This window comes from Pseudoalteromonas sp. T1lg75 (genome assembly GCF_002964705.1).
GTDB lineage: Bacteria > Pseudomonadota > Gammaproteobacteria > Enterobacterales > Alteromonadaceae > Pseudoalteromonas.
This window is the reverse complement of sequence record NZ_PQCD01000015.1, coordinates 120,470-137,478: the sequence shown is the minus strand read 5'-3', so window position 1 is coordinate 137,478 and position 17,009 is coordinate 120,470. Positions and strand designations below refer to the sequence as shown.

18 protein-coding genes, 2 tRNA genes and 1 pseudogene are annotated in these 17,009 nt (G+C 51.7%); 8 read left to right on the top strand and 13 right to left on the bottom strand.

Annotated elements, in window-relative coordinates:
- Window positions 1-47: 47 nt before the first annotated feature.
- The 7 genes and pseudogenes from hflX to C2M36_RS03285 all read right to left on the bottom strand — a co-directional run bounded on the left by hflX (window position 48) and on the right by C2M36_RS03285 (window position 7,638).
- Complete coding sequence (gene hflX / locus C2M36_RS03315; RefSeq protein ID WP_105253688.1) at window positions 48-1,331, bottom strand: ribosome rescue GTPase HflX; 1,284 nt, start codon at window positions 1,329-1,331, stop codon at window positions 48-50.
- An 18-nt stretch (window positions 1,332-1,349) separates the two neighbouring features.
- Window positions 1,350-1,610: an RNA chaperone Hfq gene (gene hfq, locus C2M36_RS03310; RefSeq protein WP_105253687.1), complete on the bottom strand. Its 261-nt coding sequence runs from the start codon at window positions 1,608-1,610 to the stop codon at window positions 1,350-1,352.
- A gap of 79 nt (window positions 1,611-1,689) precedes the next feature.
- On the bottom strand, window positions 1,690-2,607 hold the full coding sequence (gene miaA, locus C2M36_RS03305; RefSeq protein WP_199883009.1) for a tRNA (adenosine(37)-N6)-dimethylallyltransferase MiaA: 918 nt from the start codon (window positions 2,605-2,607) through the stop codon (window positions 1,690-1,692).
- 6 nt (window positions 2,608-2,613) lie between these two features.
- The gene (gene mutL / locus C2M36_RS03300) at window positions 2,614-4,443 is read right to left on the bottom strand and encodes a DNA mismatch repair endonuclease MutL (protein ID WP_105253685.1); all 1,830 of its coding nucleotides are present in this window, start codon (window positions 4,441-4,443) and stop codon (window positions 2,614-2,616) included.
- Between the two features lie 8 nt (window positions 4,444-4,451).
- Window positions 4,452-5,792 carry an N-acetylmuramoyl-L-alanine amidase gene (locus C2M36_RS03295; protein ID WP_105253684.1) on the bottom strand — a complete coding sequence of 447 codons (1,341 nt, stop codon included), beginning with the start codon at window positions 5,790-5,792 and terminating at the stop codon, window positions 4,452-4,454.
- Window positions 5,785-6,255 (bottom strand): tRNA (adenosine(37)-N6)-threonylcarbamoyltransferase complex ATPase subunit type 1 TsaE, encoded by a 471-nt coding sequence (tsaE, locus tag C2M36_RS03290; RefSeq protein WP_105253683.1) that lies wholly within the window; start codon window positions 6,253-6,255, stop codon window positions 5,785-5,787. Before tsaE ends, C2M36_RS03295 begins: the two co-directional genes overlap by 8 nt.
- 7 nt (window positions 6,256-6,262) lie before the next feature.
- A pseudogene (locus C2M36_RS03285) lies at window positions 6,263-7,638 on the bottom strand (NAD(P)H-hydrate dehydratase).
- Between the two features lie 123 nt (window positions 7,639-7,761).
- Between C2M36_RS03285 and queG the strand changes: the two are divergent.
- A complete protein-coding gene (queG, locus tag C2M36_RS03280; protein WP_105253682.1) occupies window positions 7,762-8,928 on the top strand; it encodes a tRNA epoxyqueuosine(34) reductase QueG in 1,167 nt (388 codons plus the stop codon).
- Window positions 8,929-8,965: 37 nt separating this feature from the next.
- Here the strand turns inward: queG and C2M36_RS03275 are convergent, their stop codons facing one another.
- The 4 genes from C2M36_RS03275 to orn all read right to left on the bottom strand — a co-directional run bounded on the left by C2M36_RS03275 (window position 8,966) and on the right by orn (window position 10,685).
- Complete coding sequence (locus C2M36_RS03275) at window positions 8,966-9,388, bottom strand: hypothetical protein (RefSeq protein WP_105253681.1); 423 nt, start codon at window positions 9,386-9,388, stop codon at window positions 8,966-8,968.
- Window positions 9,389-9,647: 259 nt separating this feature from the next.
- Window positions 9,648-9,723: transfer RNA gene (locus C2M36_RS03270), tRNA-Gly, on the bottom strand.
- A gap of 133 nt (window positions 9,724-9,856) precedes the next feature.
- Window positions 9,857-9,932: transfer RNA gene (locus C2M36_RS03265), tRNA-Gly, on the bottom strand.
- A gap of 207 nt (window positions 9,933-10,139) precedes the next feature.
- Window positions 10,140-10,685 carry an oligoribonuclease gene (gene orn / locus C2M36_RS03260; protein WP_105253680.1) on the bottom strand — a complete coding sequence of 182 codons (546 nt, stop codon included), beginning with the start codon at window positions 10,683-10,685 and terminating at the stop codon, window positions 10,140-10,142.
- A gap of 116 nt (window positions 10,686-10,801) precedes the next feature.
- Between orn and rsgA the strand changes: the two genes are divergently transcribed.
- A complete protein-coding gene (gene rsgA / locus C2M36_RS03255; RefSeq protein WP_105253679.1) occupies window positions 10,802-11,860 on the top strand; it encodes a small ribosomal subunit biogenesis GTPase RsgA in 1,059 nt (352 codons plus the stop codon).
- 116 nt (window positions 11,861-11,976) lie between these two features.
- Window positions 11,977-12,843 carry an archaetidylserine decarboxylase gene (gene asd / locus C2M36_RS03250; protein WP_105253678.1) on the top strand — a complete coding sequence of 289 codons (867 nt, stop codon included), beginning with the start codon at window positions 11,977-11,979 and terminating at the stop codon, window positions 12,841-12,843.
- Here the strand turns inward: asd and C2M36_RS03245 are convergent.
- On the bottom strand, window positions 12,832-13,323 hold the full coding sequence (locus C2M36_RS03245; RefSeq protein ID WP_105253677.1) for a GNAT family N-acetyltransferase: 492 nt from the start codon (window positions 13,321-13,323) through the stop codon (window positions 12,832-12,834). The two genes, asd and C2M36_RS03245, sit on opposite strands and share 12 nt — an antisense overlap.
- 79 nt (window positions 13,324-13,402) lie before the next feature.
- On the opposite strand from C2M36_RS03245, the gene C2M36_RS03240 reads away from it, so the two are divergent.
- From C2M36_RS03240 to C2M36_RS03220, 5 genes are all read left to right on the top strand, one after another.
- Window positions 13,403-13,945 carry a glutathione peroxidase gene (locus tag C2M36_RS03240; RefSeq protein ID WP_105253676.1) on the top strand — a complete coding sequence of 181 codons (543 nt, stop codon included), beginning with the start codon at window positions 13,403-13,405 and terminating at the stop codon, window positions 13,943-13,945.
- A gap of 95 nt (window positions 13,946-14,040) precedes the next feature.
- Window positions 14,041-14,322, top strand: a complete 282-nt coding sequence (locus C2M36_RS03235; RefSeq protein ID WP_105187967.1) for a peptidylprolyl isomerase — start codon at window positions 14,041-14,043, stop codon at window positions 14,320-14,322.
- 86 nt (window positions 14,323-14,408) lie between these two features.
- Window positions 14,409-14,981 carry a glutathione S-transferase family protein gene (locus C2M36_RS03230; protein WP_105253675.1) on the top strand — a complete coding sequence of 191 codons (573 nt, stop codon included), beginning with the start codon at window positions 14,409-14,411 and terminating at the stop codon, window positions 14,979-14,981.
- Window positions 14,982-14,987: 6 nt separating this feature from the next.
- Entirely contained in the window at window positions 14,988-15,341 is a 354-nt protein-coding gene (locus C2M36_RS03225; RefSeq protein WP_105253674.1) for a DUF2750 domain-containing protein, read from the top strand.
- Between the two features lie 6 nt (window positions 15,342-15,347).
- Window positions 15,348-16,022: a hypothetical protein gene (locus C2M36_RS03220; protein WP_105253673.1), complete on the top strand. Its 675-nt coding sequence runs from the start codon at window positions 15,348-15,350 to the stop codon at window positions 16,020-16,022.
- Here the strand turns inward: C2M36_RS03220 and C2M36_RS03215 are convergent.
- Window positions 16,019-16,912: a hypothetical protein gene (locus C2M36_RS03215; RefSeq protein WP_105187971.1), complete on the bottom strand. Its 894-nt coding sequence runs from the start codon at window positions 16,910-16,912 to the stop codon at window positions 16,019-16,021. The genes C2M36_RS03220 and C2M36_RS03215 overlap by 4 nt on opposite strands.
- Between the last annotated feature and the right edge of the window lie 97 nt (window positions 16,913-17,009).

Here is a 17,009-nt window from a genome sequence, read left to right as displayed (position 1 = left end):
GGCACAAGAAAATCTTTACTGGTGCTACTTTAGCGTATTTTCCCATGCTAAGTAAGGTAGCTATCGATTTGTTCGCCGATTTCCTTTTTCAGCTTATTCCACTCGCTCATGGGTACCTTCACCTGCAGCAACCAATTGCCATGCTCATCATAGTCTTCTTTATTGATGCTGTTGAGGTTGTATAGCGCACCACGCAAACGCCCCTGGCTAGGCGGCACACACAGTAAGGTGTTGAGCATCTGCTTCGCCAGCAATTCACTGATCGCCTGCTTTAACAGCTCAACCCCTTGGCCTTGCTGGGCTGATAACCAGACTCGACGCGGCTTGCCTTCGTCGTCTCTGTCGATACGCGGCTCAACGTCTTCGAGCTGGTCAATTTTGTTGTACACCAGCAATTGCGGGATCTCGTTAGCCTCGATTTCCTCAAGCACTTCCTGCACCTGCTCGATGTTCTCTTTACGCCGCGAGTCGGCGGCATCGATCACATGCAGTTGCAGATCCGCTTCACGAGTCTCGGTCAGGGTCGCCTTAAAGGCCGCCACCAGATCATGGGGAAGATGACGAATAAAGCCCACGGTATCGGCAAGGATCACGCTGCCGATATCCGGCACTTCCAGCTTACGCAAAGTGGGGTCCAGAGTCGCGAACAGCTGATCCGCGGCATACACATCCGACTCGGTAAGGCGGTTAAACAGGGTCGATTTACCGGCGTTGGTATAACCAACCAGAGAAACACTTGGAATTTCATTGCGATTTCGCGCCCGACGCCCTTGTTCACGCTGTTTCGCTACTTTATCAAGACGTTTAAGGATGTTTTTAATACGCGCACGCAGCAATCGGCGGTCGGTCTCAAGCTGGGTTTCACCCGGGCCACGTAGACCTATACCACCCTTTTGTCGCTCCAAGTGCGTCCAGCCTCGGATCAAACGGGTAGAAATATGACGCAACTGCGCCAGCTCAACCTGGAGTTTACCTTCATGGGTTCTCGCCCGCTGGGCGAAAATATCTAAAATCAACGCGGTTCTATCGAGCACGCGGCATTTGCACACTCTCTCTAGATTGCGCTCTTGTGATGGGCTTAATTCGTGATTGAATATAATGACATCTGCGTTGTGGGATTGGACAATCTCAGCGATTTCTTCTGCTTTCCCCGTGCCGACGAATAGCTTGGGGTGTGGCGCCTGACGGCTGCCTTGCACAACCATCAGACTACTAACACCTGCAGAAGACACCAGCATTTCCAACTCTTGAAGGTCTTCTCTATCACCTTCATGGGGAAACTCTATGTGTACTAAGACTGCCTGTTCGCCGGCTTCATAACGGTCAAACAAGCACACTGCTCCTACTGATTAAAAGTTCCCTTCTTCTGACTCAGGCGCGTCTGTTCCTTGCGCACCGTGGAAATTCACTGAACGGGCCGGCACGACGGTCGAAATCGCGTGCTTATACACCATTTGGTTTACTGTGTTTTCAAGCAAGATCACAAATTGGTCAAATGACTGAATTTTACCTTGCAGTTTGATGCCGTTAACTAAAAAGATAGAAACAGGAACACGCTCACGACGTAACGCATTCAAAAATGGGTCTTGTAACGATTGGCCTTTTGCCATTGTTATTTTCCTTAGTTTTTAGGTGTTATTATGTAACTATATCTGGAACATACTTAAAAGAAAAATCGTCCCAATAATATTAGCTTAGCGAACTTACTATACGTTGCAAGTTTTCTCTATCCCCACTTTCAAGCCAGGTGAGGTCCGGCCAACCGCGCAACCAGGTTAGCTGACGTTTTGCTAACTGGCGGGTTGCCGCAATGCCGCGAAAGACCATCTCATCATAGTCAATTTCACCGGCGATGTAATCCCACATTTGTCTATAGCCGACACAACGTATCGAGGGCAAATCGGGGTGCAAATCATCCCTTTTATATAAGGACAAAACTTCATTTTCAAACCCCTGCTCCAGCATTATTTTGAATCTTTTCTCAATGCGCTGGTGCAACACCTTGCGATCACTTGGCGCAATCGCAAACTGATAAACAGGAAAATCAAGAGCTTGTGCCTTGGTTTGCTGCAGCTCCGTGATGGTTTTACCACTTATACGATAAACCTCTAAGGCGCGGTTAATACGCTGCGAATCGTTGGCATTGATCTTGGCGGCGGCCTGCGGGTCTATTTCCAGCAACTGCTGGTGCAAAGCCGGCCAGCCTTGCTCTTTGGCCTCTTTGTCCAACTCGGCCCGCACCGCTTCATCCGCCTCGGGTAAGGGCGATAAGCCTTCAAGCAAGCCTTTGAAATACATCATGGTCCCACCCACCAATAGAGGCACCTTGCCTTGAGCGTGTAACTCCTTGATATGGGCCAGGGCATCGCTGCGAAAATCCGCCATGGAGTAACTGTCAGCCGGGTCGATGATATCGATCAGCCGATGAGGTGCCTTTGCCAGCTCTGCGGCTGTGGGCTTGGCCGTACCTATGTCCATACCCTTGTATACCAAGGCCGAGTCGACGCTGATCACTTCGGTATCAAAGTGCTGGCAAAGCTCGATGGCAAGATCGGTTTTTCCCGAGGCCGTCGGCCCCATTAAAAATATAACTGGCAGTGTACTCACAGGACTTTAAACGCTTATTTGATTGAGGTGCTCGGATACGTCTATTTTAACGGCTTTTTGCCGCAAGTGCTGCATTATCTCTGGGCATTTTTGCAACTCCAACTGCCAAGAAAGAAAATCCTGGCCATCAAAATAAACCGCCGGTACCTGGGTCGCCAGCCATTCTAACCAGGGCTGCTCACCATCTTCTTCACTTAGCGGCGCTGCTAACAGGCGCTCGACCACCTCTTTGGCATCCAAGCTGTACAAGCAACTGGGTAAACGTTTAACCATTACATGCTGCTTTGCCAGCTCCAGATCAAACCCCAGCACCGCCAACCAGGAGTGACTTTGCTCTAACTGGGCAAATTCCTCTTTATTGATGGCCACCCGCACCGGCAGTAACAACGCCCGTCCGGGTAACTGGGCATCTGCTTGCAGTTGTTGTTGCCAGGCCGGTTGTAACACACTGCGCCAATGCCCGAGGTACAGCTCGCCTTCCAGGCTAAGGGCGCAGCGCCCTTGATTTAAAGGCAGAAGCTCAACGGCTTGGCCTGTTAGCGACATACCCTCTGACGGCGCGGCCTGCTGGGCGGCTTGGGTAAAGTTGTGCGCCTGCGCCTCGCTAATGCCTTGGTAGAAGCGATTAGCCTGTTCAATTTGCGCCGCTTTGGGCGCGGAACGGGTATAGCTGCTATTCGCTGCGGCGCTGCCGGCAGAGCCGTTAGACGATGCCGCCCCCCTAGACTGACCGTCCAGGCTCGGCTGCATCAGTTGGGGCTGCAAATGGGACTTTGGATAATCGCCATATTCCATGGGTGTATGGGAGGCTTGTGTCTGAGCTGGCGTTTCTCGTTCGCCAAACAGGCTTTGCTCGGTGGCGATTAACTGCTGCACCGCCTGCAAAATAAAGTCGTGTACCAAGCGCGCCTGATGAAAACGCACCTCGTGTTTGGCCGGGTGCACATTAACATCCACTTGACGAGGATCTATATCCAAATACAGGACAAACGCTGGTACATGGGTGGCGCCCACATGCTCTTCAAAGGCCTGACGAATTGCATGTAAGATCAACTTATCGCGCATCATGCGGCCATTCACATAGGTGTATTGCGGCTCGGTTTGAGTTTCCTGCGGCATGATCCAGCCGTGCAAATACAACCCCTGTTCGCCACTTTGCAGGTGCATGCCCTGCTCGGCAAAGCCCTTACCGGCCACCTGCGCAATGCGCTTAACCGCCTGCTCTTCGCTGACCGGGCGATACTGACGCACCACCTTGCCATTGTGCGTTAAGGTCAGGGCAATATCGAGGCGGCTGAGGGCGATGCGCTTAAGCAACTCATCGATATGGCTAAACTCGGTCTTTTCGGTGCGTAGAAACTTGCGTCGTGCCGGCGTATTAAAAAATAGATCCTTTACTTCTATGCTGGTGCCATCCGGGTGCGCCGTTGGCTGCACCTGCACCGCCATATCCCGGCCCTCGGCAAAGGCCTGCCAGGCCTCGGCTTGCGCCGCTGGCTTGGACTTCAGCGTAAGCCGAGACACCGAACTGATGGACGCCAAGGCTTCGCCGCGAAAGCCCAGCGAACAAATATTTTCCAGATCATCGAGACTTTTTAGCTTACTGGTGGCATGGCGCGACAACGCCAGGGTCAATTCGTCCTTGGCTATGCCAGCACCGTTATCGCTGATACGAATGAGCTTATGGCCGCCACGCTCAATATCGACCCGAATACGAGTTGCCCCGGCATCCAGGCTGTTTTCTACCAACTCTTTAACCACCGAGGCGGGACGCTCAACAACCTCACCGGCGGCGATTTGGTTAGCCAAACGCGCCGGTAATATCTCTATGCTCATAAGCTCTCTTAGGTGCTGGGGATGGTCAGTACCTGGCCGATATAGACCCGATCTGATTTAAGTTTGTTAGCCTGTTTCAGGGCATTGACCGAAACGCCATAGCGACTGGCGACCACACTTAACGACTCACCGCGAGAAATCTTATGACGGGTTGGACTCTGCGCCTTAATGGTAGCGAACAGGGAATCATCCGGTGGGTTCTGTTGATAATACCTGCGGATCGACTTAAACACCGCTTGCGCCAGTTTCTCCTGATGCCCCGCAGAAAGTAACAGTCGCTCTTCGTGGGGGTTGGAGATAAAGCCGGTTTCCACCAGGATTGACGGAATATCCGGAGACTTCAATACCCCCAGGCTTGCCGCCTGCGGGTAGCGTTTATGCATTTTGGCTACCTTGCTGAGCTCTTTAACCGCCTCCTCGGCAACCTTAAAGCCGGTCTTCATGGAGTGGTCCATGGACATATCAAGCAGCGTCTGCGCAAGGTATTTCTCGCTGGCGGTATCGCGAATGACATCCGCTGCACCACCGAGTAATTCCGAGTGTTTTTCCCTGTCCTCAATCCATTTACCAATTTCAGAGTTGGCGCGGCGTAGTGACAACACCCACACCGAGGCCCCTCTAGGCTGCGGGCTGGTAAAGGCATCGGCATGAATAGACACAAGAAAGTCGGCCTTACGCTCACGCGCCTTGGCGCTGCGCAAGTTCACCTTGATAAAGTAATCGCCACTGCGCACTAAATGGGCCTTCATACCACGCTCAGCATTGATCAGGCGCTCCAAGCGCTTAGCGATTTTCAAGGTGATGTCTTTTTCATAGGTGCCACTGGGGCCTATGGAGCCCGGGTCTTCTCCGCCATGACCGGCATCAATGGCGATCACTATGTCACGATTCGTTTCAAGGAGACGGTTTTTTGGGGTTTTCTCGGTGCTTTGGCCGTCGCTTTTATCGTATAAATCGATCACTAAACGGTCTTTATAGGGGCCGGTCGGCGCCAGCGCAAAGAGCACGGGTTTTGTTGGTTTAAGCAGCTCAAACACCACCCGGGTAGAACCGGCTTTTTTGGGCTTGCTGGCACGGATCACATCAACAAGCTGGTGTTTTCTTTCTATCTTTGGAAAATCATTATGTCGGGCGGTGTTATTGATATCCACCACCAGCCGGCGCGGATTACTCAGCATAAAAAAGCTGTAATCCGGCTTCTCGGCCATATCGAATACGATGCGGGTACTATCCGGCGACGGCCAAACCCGCACGCCTTCAATTTTATTTTGAGCCGAAACGGCCGCAGCCCACAACAGTAGTATGCAACTTAAGGTAATCTTGCTCGCGGTTGTAATTGTTTTAAGCATTGCCTTTTAACTTCGTTACTATGTCAGCGCCTCGCTCGGTATCGGCAAGGACGCTGATCTCACGCGCTTCACCGTTATATTCTAAGGTGATTTTTAAATCGGCGCGGGGGATCACCCCGGCCCCCTTACTGGGCCACTCTAGAATACACACGGCACTGTCATCAAAATAATCCCTGATACCCATAAATTCCAGCTCTTCGGGATCAGCTAATCGATATAAATCAAAATGATATATATTGACCTCGGGGAGCTCATAAGGTTCCACCAAGGTATAGGTGGGACTCTTAACCTTGCCTTTATGGCCCAGCCCTTGCACTAAGCCCCGACTTAGGGTGGTTTTACCGGCCCCCAGATCGCCATAGAGATAAATCACCACACCACCTGCCACTAATTTTGCGAGGCTGTTGCCAAAGGCCACGGTGGCCGCTTCATCGGCTAAATACTGGTGATATACATGACTCATCTATTGCTTATCCTACTAATGCTCTTAAAACTGGGAATAAATCGCTGGCTAATAGCCCCTTGCCGCCTTGTGCCGCCGCCTGCTCGGCAGCGAAACCATGCAAGTAGGCACCAAGGCAAGTGGCATCCTGGGCACTGAGTCCCTGGGCTAACAAAGCAGCAATAATACCAGATAATACATCACCCATCCAGCGCTTGCTAGTACCTCGCTGCCACTGCTGTTGATCCACTGCCTTTGCTCACAACCGATCAAGGTACCCGGCCCTTTTAACAATACGCTCGCTTGATGACGTTTTGCCACTTCTCTCAGGGCAACAAAGCGATTGGCTTCGACCTCACTCACGCTAATATTGAGCAGCCTGGCCGCCTCTTTTGGATGCGGCGTCAGCACCGCCGCCCTGAGCTCCTGAGGATTTTTTGCCAGCAAGTTTAGGGCATCGGCATCAAGTACCTTAACTTTATCCCTGCCCTGCTCTAAGACCTGGCGGAGCATCTTCTGAGCCCATTGGCATTGACCCAGTCCTGGCCCCACCACCAGCACCGAGGCCTTATCGATAAGCGGCGTTAACTGTTCGCGGCTCTCGACCCCATGCACCATCAACTCATAGCGCCCCTGTAAGACCGCCATTACGTTCTGGGGATGGGTGGCCACACTGACCAGACCGGCGCCACAGCGCAGTGCGGCTTCACTGGCCAAACGCGCGGCTCCGGCCATGCCTAAGCCACCACCTATCACCAACACATGGCCGGCATTGTTCTTATGGGCGCAGGGCTGGCGCTGCGGGCGCTTTCTCATCATCTCATCATGGACGAGACGGCGCGCCTTGGGCATACAGATATGAGCAAACGCCTGATCTACCCCCAGGGGTGCGAACCAGAGAAGGCCACATTGCGTTTTAGCACGCCCGGTAAGCATGCCCTGTTTTAAACCGATGAAGGTCAGGGTGTGGTGCGCGGCAAACGCCCCCTGATAAACTTCACCAGTTTTAGCATTAACACCACTGGGCACATCGATGGCAACGCGCACTGCAGGCAGTTCATTGAGGTGAGTAAAGGTGTCTTGCAGCTGCTGACTTAAGGGGCGGTCCAAGCCAATACCGAACACAGCATCTATGATCAGTTCGAACTGATGCAGATTGGGTTTGGCCACACACTCGCCACCGCCGCGCCGATAGCGCTGCATCATTTCTTTGGCATCGCGACCCAAATGGGCCAAAGACAGCAGAGGCCACACCTGCACCGAATAACCGGCACGCCTTAACTGCTCGGCGACAACAAAGCCGTCACCACCATTATTGCCACTGCCAACCACCACCAGCACCCGCTGGTTGTTGGCATAATGCGCCTGCACCCAAGCCGCTACCGCACCACCGGCGGTTTCCATCAGCTCGGTCATGCTTATGCCGCAGTGCTTGGCTGCTTGCGCCTCGTTTTCTCTTAACTGTTGGGGGCTGTAAGCCTGCTGTGGTAAATTAGTACTGTAGCTAAGATCCATGGTTGTTTACTTTTGCCTCAAGACACTATCAATTATCCTGAACTAGCCCAACAAATTAAGCAATGGGCAAGCGAACTGGGTTTTGCCGATGCCGCAATCTGTGATATCGATTTGCGCCAGCATGAAGCCCAATTGCAACGTTGGCTCGACTTGGGGTATCACGGCGAAATGAACTTTATGGCCGAGCATGGCACCAAGCGCTCTCGCCCGGACGAACTGGTGCCGGGCACGCAGCGGGTGATCTCCCTAAAAATGCACTATCTGCCCCCCGATGCAGGCTTCGCAAAAACCTTAAAGGACCCAAACCTGGCCTATATCAGTCGCTATGCCCTGGGCCGCGATTACCACAAGCTTATGCGCAACCGCATTAAGAAGCTAGGTCAGCGCATTAGCGAACGGGTAGAGAACCTTGGCTTTCGTCCTTTTGTCGACTCAGCTCCGGTTCTGGAGCGTCAGCTGGCCGCCAAGGCCGGTCTTGGCTTTACCGGCAAACACAGCCTAATTATCGATAAGCAGGCCGGTTCCTGGTTTTTCCTCGGGGAGCTGTTTGTCGATATCCCCCTACCGGTAGACGACCCGGCCGAACGCCTGGCCAGCCAGGGCGAGTGTGGCAACTGCGTGGCCTGTATGACCATGTGTCCAACCGGCGCCATCGTTGAACCCTTTGTGGTCGATGCCCGCAAATGTATCTCCTACCTGACCATAGAGCTTAAAGGTGCCATTCCCGAGCAATACCGCCAGGCCATGGGCAACCGTATTTATGGCTGTGATGATTGCCAGCTGATCTGCCCCTGGAACCGCTATGGCCAAATTACCGCCGAGCAAGACTTTCATGCCCGGGCACAACTGCGCGACCAAAGCCTGCTTGCCCTCTTTAGCTGGGATGAAGCAACCTTCTTAAAGAACACCGAGGGCAGCCCTATCCGCCGCATTGGCCATCAGCGCTGGCTTCGTAATATTGCCGTAGCCTTGGGTAATGCCCCTTACGATAAAACCATAGTGCAGGCTCTTGAGGCGCGACTGAGCGAGGCAGATGAGCTGGTTAGCGAGCATATTCATTGGGCATTGGCACAACAGCAAAACAAAGCACAGACCATAAAGGTCAAGGTTATTAGCACCGAGAAGAAGACCCAGCGCCTTATTCGAGCCGTGGAAAAAGGCTTGGTTCGGGACGCGTAGTTCGGGACGCGTAGATAGAGGCGCTTTGCGTCATCCCCTAACTAAGGCCGCCGAGCTGATCACATAACTGGGATAACCGTTTATCGGTCACTGCCACTAGGGCACACAACTGCTCGCGGAGATTGGCGTGGCGTTGCGGCGCCTGCTCCGGCATGGTCAAAATAAGCAGACTGACTTTGTCATAATTAACCAATAAATGCTGAGAAAACTCCTGCAAGCGACCCCGCCCTTTCAACATATCAAATAGTTCGATAACTATGGGAGAGCAGGTCCCCGCATGGGCCAGGTGCAACACCGTTCCGCCCAAACGTAATTCGACATTACTTTGCAATCCCAACTCCTGCACGGCATCGATCAGGGCCGCACCTAATTGCGCCGGCTCACCAAACTGGTCGATATGCACAGCGTAATTAAGCGCCGAATTCGTTTCACCGTCCTTTGACACCCCTTGCCCCGCCATCTCTACACTCTCTTGCTTAAGCTTGTGTAACTATAGTCAATAAAAGTAAAGCAGCAGCTATGAGGAGTCAGTTTATCCGACCCCCGAATAAGGCAGTGCCTAAGCAGCTAGCACAATAGTATTAGCAGCAAATCCAGGTGGACAATTAACAGCAGCAAATCCAGGTGGACAATTAACAGCAGAAAGTACCAAACACTAAATTGGGAATCGGTCAAAGAGAATTGGGGATCTATGTCTGAAAAATCTTTGTGAGGAAAATTGGAGCGGCACACGAGGTTCGAACTCGTGACCTCAACCTTGGCAAGGTTGCGCTCTACCAGCTGAGCTAGTGCCGCTTCATAGGTCGCTCTTTGTTTTATCGCTGGTCGCAACCTGAGGTTGCGGCTTTGCAATTTAGCAGCTGAGCTAGTGCCGCTTCATAAATGCTCTGAATTAAGATTCAAACGTTGAGCTAAACGAGTGAAAATTTGGAGCGGCACACGAGGTTCGAACTCGTGACCTCAACCTTGGCAAGGTTGCGCTCTACCAGCTGAGCTAGTGCCGCTTCATAGGTCGCTCTTTGTTTTATCGCTGGTCGCAACCTGAGGTTGCGGCTTTGCAATTTAGCAGCTGAGCTAGTGCCGCTTCACAGGTCAGCAGCAAAATAAAACTGCTTCACAAGGGCTTAAATAACAAACAATGCTGTTCGTCTTAAGCGGGGCAGGATTCTACAATATTGCCCCTTGTTTGCAAGCCCTTTTTAAGGATTTTTTTAAATTTTGAAGATTTCTGTACGATAAACCTGCAATTCCATGATCGAGTCCTTAATATCGTCCAAAGCCAGGTGTGATCCCTGCTTGGTTACCTTATCAAGAACCTCGGGCTGCCAGCGTCGTGCTAATTCTTTAATGGTACTGACATCGATATTGCGATAGTGGAAGTAGTTATCGAGCTCGGGCATATAACGCACTAGAAAACGGCGATCCTGACCGATGGAGTTACCACACAAGGGTGAAGCCCCCTTGGGTACCCACTGCTCTAAAAATGCCAGGGTTTCAGCCATGGCTTCTTGCTCCGTTATCTCACTGGCTTTGCACCGTGCCGTTAATCCCGACTTACCGTGTTGGTTAGTACACCACTCATCCATACCATCGAGCAATTCATCACTTTGTTTAATGGCGATCACCGGGCCCTGAGCAAGAATATTGAGCTCGCTGTCGGTAATTATGGTCGCTATTTCTAGAATTCGGTCATGCTCCGGGTCTAACCCCGTCATTTCCAAATCTAACCACACTAAATTTTTATCGTTCACGGCCATCTCAACCCAACCCTGCTTTACTTTCGGTTTAACGCAATAAGATATATCATATTAGCTTAACTCATAGACCTAAAGCTTTTTTAAAAAGGTTTAGACCAGCTAAGTACAGAGACCGCGTGGCAAAAAAGAAAAAACTGTCCAAAGGCCAAGCTCGACGCATTCGGGCGAATCATCAAAAGCGCTTACAACGCGCCAAAGAAAGCTCAGCCGACACCCAAACAACCGAATTCGATAACGATAACCTAGGCGCTCAAGAGCCAGGGGTTGTAGTCAGTCGCTTTGGCCAGCATGCCGACATAGAAACGCCCGACGGCGAAGTGCTGCGCTGTAATATTCGCCGCACCGTAACCAGTTTGGTCTGTGGCGATGAGGTGCTGTTTCGTCGTGCCAACGTCAGCGATGGCGATATTGCCGGTGTGGTTGAGCTGGTTGAAGAGCGTCGCTCTCAGCTTACCCGCCCGGACTTTTATGATGGCGTTAAAGTTGTGGCGGCCAACATCGACCAGATCATGATGGTGTCGGCGGTGGTGCCCGAGTTCAGCACACAAATTATCGATCGTTATATCGTCGCCTGTGAAGACATGGGCATTGCCCCGGTATTGCTGTTAAACAAGGTCGACATGCTTGATGATGAAGACCGCGACATGTTTATGGAAATACTCGCCGAGTATCATGAGCTAGGCTACGACATTCACCTGGTAAGCAGTCACAGTGGCGAAGGCATGGATAATCTCAAGGCTGAGCTGGTCGATAAAAACAGTATTTTCGTGGGCCAAAGTGGCGTCGGTAAATCAAGCCTGGTGAACGCCCTGCTTCCAGATGCCGAGATCCTCACCCAGGAAGTGTCCTCAAACAGTGGCCTGGGGCAACACACCACCACGGTCTCACGCCTCCACCACCTGCCAAGCGGCGGTAATCTGATCGACTCGCCGGGAATTCGGGAATTCGGTTTGTGGCATTTAGAGCCAGAGCGTGTGGCCTGGTGCTTTAAAGAGTTTCGTCAGTATTTAGGCGGCTGCAAGTTCAGAGACTGCAAGCACCTGGACGACCCGGGTTGTTTAATACGCGAAGCCGTTGATAATGGCGATATCGCCGAGTTTCGCTTCGAAAACTACCACCGTATTATCGAGTCCATGGCGGATGGCCGCGCCGGAGCCCGTAATCCAAGAGTGTAAAGCGAGCGCATAAGGCCGTGCTATCATGCCCAATCAAGGCGCTGCCCGATTAGTAGGCTATGGTTTTTACTCCTTGATTTAGCTAACATTCGTAAAAATATTTTGAGAATTACACAGTGAACTTAGATAAAGTAAAAATTGCTTTTCAATATGCATTGCCAAAACACGGCGTTTCCCGCCTGGTTGGTAAGCTTGCCGCCGCGAAAGCCGGCAAACTAACGACCGCCCTTATCAAGTTGTTTATTAAACAATACAAAATTGATATGAGCGAAGCATTGCATGAAGCCCCCGAGCATTACCAAACCTTTAATGAGTTTTTCACTCGTCCACTCAAGCCAGGCATTCGCCCATTAGCCGAGGATGCGAACATTATCGCCCACCCGGTCGATGGCGCCATTAGCCAATTAGGTGATATTCTCGACGGTCAATTAGTGCAGGCCAAGGGTCATTACTACAGCCTTGAAGCTCTGTTAGGCGGTAAGGCCGAGGATGCCCAGCCATTCTTAGGCGGTAAATTTGCCACCATCTACCTGGCTCCCAAAGATTACCACCGTATCCATATGCCCGTCGATGGCACCCTTAAACGCATGATCTACGTGCCTGGCGATCTATTTTCGGTTAACCCGTTAACGGCGCAAAACGTGCCTAACCTGTTCGCTCGCAACGAGCGTGTGGTAGCCATCTTCGACACCGAAATAGGCCCGCTTGCCATGGTCTTGGTCGGCGCCACCATAGTAGCCAGTATCGAAACCATTTGGGCCGGCACGGTAACGCCACCAGCGGGTAAAGACGTATTCAGTTGGGACTATCCCAGCACCGGCGACCGTGCAGTGCACCTGAAAAAGGGTGACGAAATGGGCCGCTTTAAGCTGGGCTCTACCGTGGTCCTGGCTTGGGGTGCCAACCAGGCCGACTTCCTTAGCACTCAAGTGCCCGAAGCTGTCACTCGCATGGGCACACCTTTTGCGAAATTAGTCGACTAAGCTGCTCTTACCCAGGATGGTCAGGTTATAATGCTGACCATCCATAGTGGCCACCTTAGGCAACTCCCCCCAATGGCTAAACCCGGCCTGTTTAAATAAACGAATACTCGGTATGTTATGGCTGAATATAAAGGCCAGCAGATTAGTCACGCCCAAGCGTTTCGCCTGCTGCTCGGCAAATGCCAGGCTCTGTTTTCCTAAGCCGCGACCACGCACCGATTCACACAAATATATGGCGACCTCCACGGTTTGCTCGTAGGCGGGGCGACCATAGAAGGACTTAAAACTGACCCAGCCGACCACACGCTCCCCGTCTTTGCACACGTAGATGGGGCGCTTATCGTTATGGGATAAAAACCACTCTTGGCGCGACTCCACAGTTACCAACTCCGTGTCGGCGGTGACCATACGACTGGGGATGGTTTGATTATAAATGGCGACTATACTGGGTAAGTCTTCAATCTGAGCGGGTACAAACATAATTCAGCCACAAGTCCGGGTGATCTAATGTGCCGATACTAACCTATAAATTAAAACTAACAATATTCCGAGAGCGAACATGTTTAAATTATTTCTTGCCACCCTGCTGTCTTTGGGCTCAGGCCTGGCGTATGCCAATGACAACCAAGAGTGTGGCGACTTTACCGATATCGACGTGCGCAAACTGCGCTCCGAGCAAAGTATCAACCTGTGCCAATTCAAGGACTCTCCCTTGCTGATAGTGAACACCGCCAGCAACTGCGGCTTTACGCCTCAATTTAAAGAGCTCGAGCAGCTACATCAGAAGTATAAGGAGCAGGGCCTTGTCATTCTCGGCTTCCCATCCGACGATTTCTTTCAGGAAGAAGATGAGGAAAAAGACACCGCCAAGGTGTGCTTTATCAACTATGGGGTCACCTTTACCATGATGGCGCCGGTGTCGGTGCGCGGCTCCGATGCTCACCCTGTTTTTCAGTTTCTGAATGAGCAAACCAGTTCACCGAATTGGAATTTTTACAAATACCTGGTGAGTAAGGACAGGCAACAGGTGCAACGCTTTAACAGCCGCACTAAGCCGCTGTCGAGCGAACTAACCGCGGCAATTGAGCAGGCGCTAGAATGACAAAGGCCAAACTTTAGCTACAATTACGGTGGCCAACTTAAGGTTGGCAGGCTAGTCTTGTCTCTTTGATTATAAAGAATATATGGAGTGTAAACATGGCATTGGCAAGTGCGCGTCACATACTGGTAGACAACGAGGCCCTGTGTCTCGATCTGAAGGAGCAAATTGAGCAAGGCGCTGACTTTGCGGAACTGGCAAAACGACATTCGATGTGCCCGAGTTCGCAAGACGGCGGTGCGCTCGGTGAGTTTGGACCCGGCATGATGGTGCCCGAGTTTGATAAAGTCGTATTTTCTGCGCCCCTTAATGTGGTCCAGGGCCCGGTACAAACCCAATTCGGCTACCACCTTCTTGAGGTCACCAGCCGAAGCGATTAATTCCTTTAAAATTCAGTTGCATTGACCGCTAAGCCTGCTATGTTGGAGCTCTCGAACACAGACTCACGCTTACGGCAGGTTTGGCAATGCAATTGTATGGCTCCAACACGTCTCCTTTCGCTCGTCGCTTACGCATCTGGTGTGAACAGCACAATTTAGCGGTTTCTTATCAACATCTTGATATTTTTTCGCCCGACGGCAGAAAATTCCTTTTGGCGCACAGCCCTGTGGCTAAGATCCCTTTTTTGGTCGATGGCGAGCAGGTTATTTACGACTCCAATGTCATTTATGAATACCTAACGGCACACTTTAAGCTACCCGGCATGAGCTGGGATGAACGTAATCAACTCACCATGATCAACGCCGCCAATGACTCGGCCATCGAGCTGCTATTGAGTCAGCGTTCGGGCTTTGATACCAACGAAGAGCGTTTGTTTTTCGACTTACAAAAACAGCGCATTACCCTGTGCCTAAAGGCCTTAGAACAACAAGCTGGTATCATTGAGCATGCCTATGTACGTGCCAGTCTCTTTTGCTTGCTCGATTGGCTACAATTCAGGGAGCTGCATGATTTAACGCCCTACCCGGCACTCATCGCTTTTTGGCAAGCGCTGCAAGCCTCGCCACAAGCACAAGCAACCGATCCAAGACAGGGATAATAAAACATGGCACATGACGACATTGAAATTGAATCGCAGTGGGAGTTGTTCTGCGAGCAGGTGCAACAAAGCCAAGAGGTGTGGTTACTCGGTAGTGATGACGGCGGTATCGCCTCGGTCAGCTCTGCCTACGACGACAACCAGGATGTGTTGCTTATGTGGCACAGTGAAGAGCTGGCTCAGGCCCAATGCACTGGTGATTGGCAAGGATTTACCCCGTTTTCCTTATCCCTAGATGAGGTCCTTGAGGACTTTGCCCCTCAGTTGATAGACGACAATGTCATGGTCGGTATCAATTGGGATAATCAGGTCTGCACCGAGCTGTCGGCCAAGTCCTTGGTGAGCGCATTAACCGATTAATACGTTGTGAAAACCCATTTAGGCCGGCGGCCATTTACCAGTATGGAGTTGCATACCCTGTTTTCCGGGTATGTCTATGGTGATGACAAGCAAGCGCGTGAGCAGCCCAAGCATTGGCATTTTTGGCTGCCACTGCTGGCCTATTACAGCGGTGGTTTTAGCGACGAACTGGCTTCCTTAGAGTTGGGTGATGTCGATATCGACAGCACCATCCCAGTTTTACACCTGCATACCCATGGCAAGATAAAGGCCCGTAAAATTCCTATTCACCCGCATTTATTTGCCTGCGGCCTGAGCGAGTACATAGATTTCGTCAGGACCCAGCGGCACAGCCGCTTGTTGTTCGACCTACCGGCTAAGTCGGGACGTTACAGTGAAAAGGCCCGCATTTGGTTTTCCGGTGAGGGCGAGCGCGCCGGTTATATGCAAAAATGTCACCTGCCGACCGTGGATCAACAAGGCCACAAAACAGCGCTCAGCAGCCTGCGCCTTAATTTTGAGCAAAGCATTCGCATCAGCGCCATGCAGCTTAACTGCAAACCGGGTTTTTACTACCTGATGGGGCTAAAAGATTACCCCCAGGATGATTTTGCCGATCTGCGCACCCTGCAAAAAATTGTGCGCGGGGTACGCATAGTGAACGCCCATAGCCATTGGCGACGCTTTTGCGCTCGGAGTTAATCCTCACACACAAACGCCAGCTTATCGCCCTCGGGTAAATAACTCAGTCGGGTAATATTACCTTCACAGTAGCCGCTTAAATCATGCCACAGGCTGGCCGCCTTGGGACTTTGCAGCTGCTTTTGATACACCCGCCCGCCGTAGGCATAGGCGATTGTGTCCTCCTTGACCCAGGTGTAGTCCTGCACCCCCTGCGGCAAACGAAATAGCTGGGTCACGGTTTTTGTGTCCGGTGCAAAGGTGCTGAACCAGTTTTGCTGTTTTAGCTGCTGAGTAAAGGTAAAGGCTCCCAGTGCAGGATTATAGCTAAAGCCACGACCCGGGTTATCGGCCACATGATGGATATTCTCCGGCTCGGCCAGAGTAAAGTACTGAGCGCTATGCGGTTCACCTAGGGCAAACACCAGCAAGTCCTGCCGCGCTCCCCAAGCGTGATAACCTATGGTCAGGCCGTTATCCAGGATGCGTGTGCTTGGCGCCGACTCACCCAGGGGGTAGTACCACAACTTTTGGCTGCCATCGGGTTCAACTACCACGGCCGACAAGGCGTTTAAACCGGGCACCACGACCGACAAGGCATTTAAACCTGGCACCAGGGTAGGCGAATATTCGCTGTAAGCAGGGGTATTACTGATATTGCGGCGACCCTGGGTGGCGAAGTCATAAAAGAAGATTTCCTTTTGCGCCCGCTCATCGCTGCCTATTTCAAAACTGTAGTAGACGCCATCTTTACTTATCGCCGGCTGATTACTGTAAGTCCCGCGCTCGCTCACCGCCAGCACCTCGGGCTGTCCCTGTTCATCCTGTTGCAACAGCAGTATTTGGCTCTGGGCCAGGGCCAACGGGCTGCAGCACAGCAGGCTTAATGCCTTTAAAGTTGTTAATTTCATTAGTGTTTTCGTTCTTGTTTTTGCTCTTAAACTTACCGCCCTATACTAGCGTGAAATCCGCTTTCGGCAAACCGCGGCCTTGATTTAACAGGGAACC

Bases quoted from the DNA above. Each gene is read 5' to 3' on its own strand.
- hfq (WP_105253687.1), bottom strand. From the start codon at position 1,610: ATGGCAAAAGGCCAATCGTTACAAGACCCATTTTTGAATGCGTTACGT.
- mutL (WP_105253685.1), bottom strand. From the start codon at position 4,443: ATGAGCATAGAGATATTACCGGCGCGTTTGGCTAACCAAATCGCCGCC.
- C2M36_RS03295 (WP_105253684.1), bottom strand. From the start codon at position 5,792: ATGCTTAAAACAATTACAACCGCGAGCAAGATTACCTTAAGTTGCATA.
- tsaE (WP_105253683.1), bottom strand. From the start codon at position 6,255: ATGAGTCATGTATATCACCAGTATTTAGCCGATGAAGCGGCCACCGTG.
- C2M36_RS03275 (WP_105253681.1), bottom strand. From the start codon at position 9,388: ATGGCGGGGCAAGGGGTGTCAAAGGACGGTGAAACGAATTCGGCGCTT.
- orn (WP_105253680.1), bottom strand. From the start codon at position 10,685: ATGGCCGTGAACGATAAAAATTTAGTGTGGTTAGATTTGGAAATGACG.
- C2M36_RS03245 (WP_105253677.1), bottom strand. From the start codon at position 13,323: ATGTTTGTACCCGCTCAGATTGAAGACTTACCCAGTATAGTCGCCATT.
- C2M36_RS03240 (WP_105253676.1), top strand. From the start codon at position 13,403: ATGTTTAAATTATTTCTTGCCACCCTGCTGTCTTTGGGCTCAGGCCTG.
- C2M36_RS03235 (WP_105187967.1), top strand. From the start codon at position 14,041: ATGGCATTGGCAAGTGCGCGTCACATACTGGTAGACAACGAGGCCCTG.
- C2M36_RS03230 (WP_105253675.1), top strand. From the start codon at position 14,409: ATGCAATTGTATGGCTCCAACACGTCTCCTTTCGCTCGTCGCTTACGC.
- C2M36_RS03225 (WP_105253674.1), top strand. From the start codon at position 14,988: ATGGCACATGACGACATTGAAATTGAATCGCAGTGGGAGTTGTTCTGC.
- C2M36_RS03215 (WP_105187971.1), bottom strand. From the start codon at position 16,912: ATGAAATTAACAACTTTAAAGGCATTAAGCCTGCTGTGCTGCAGCCCG.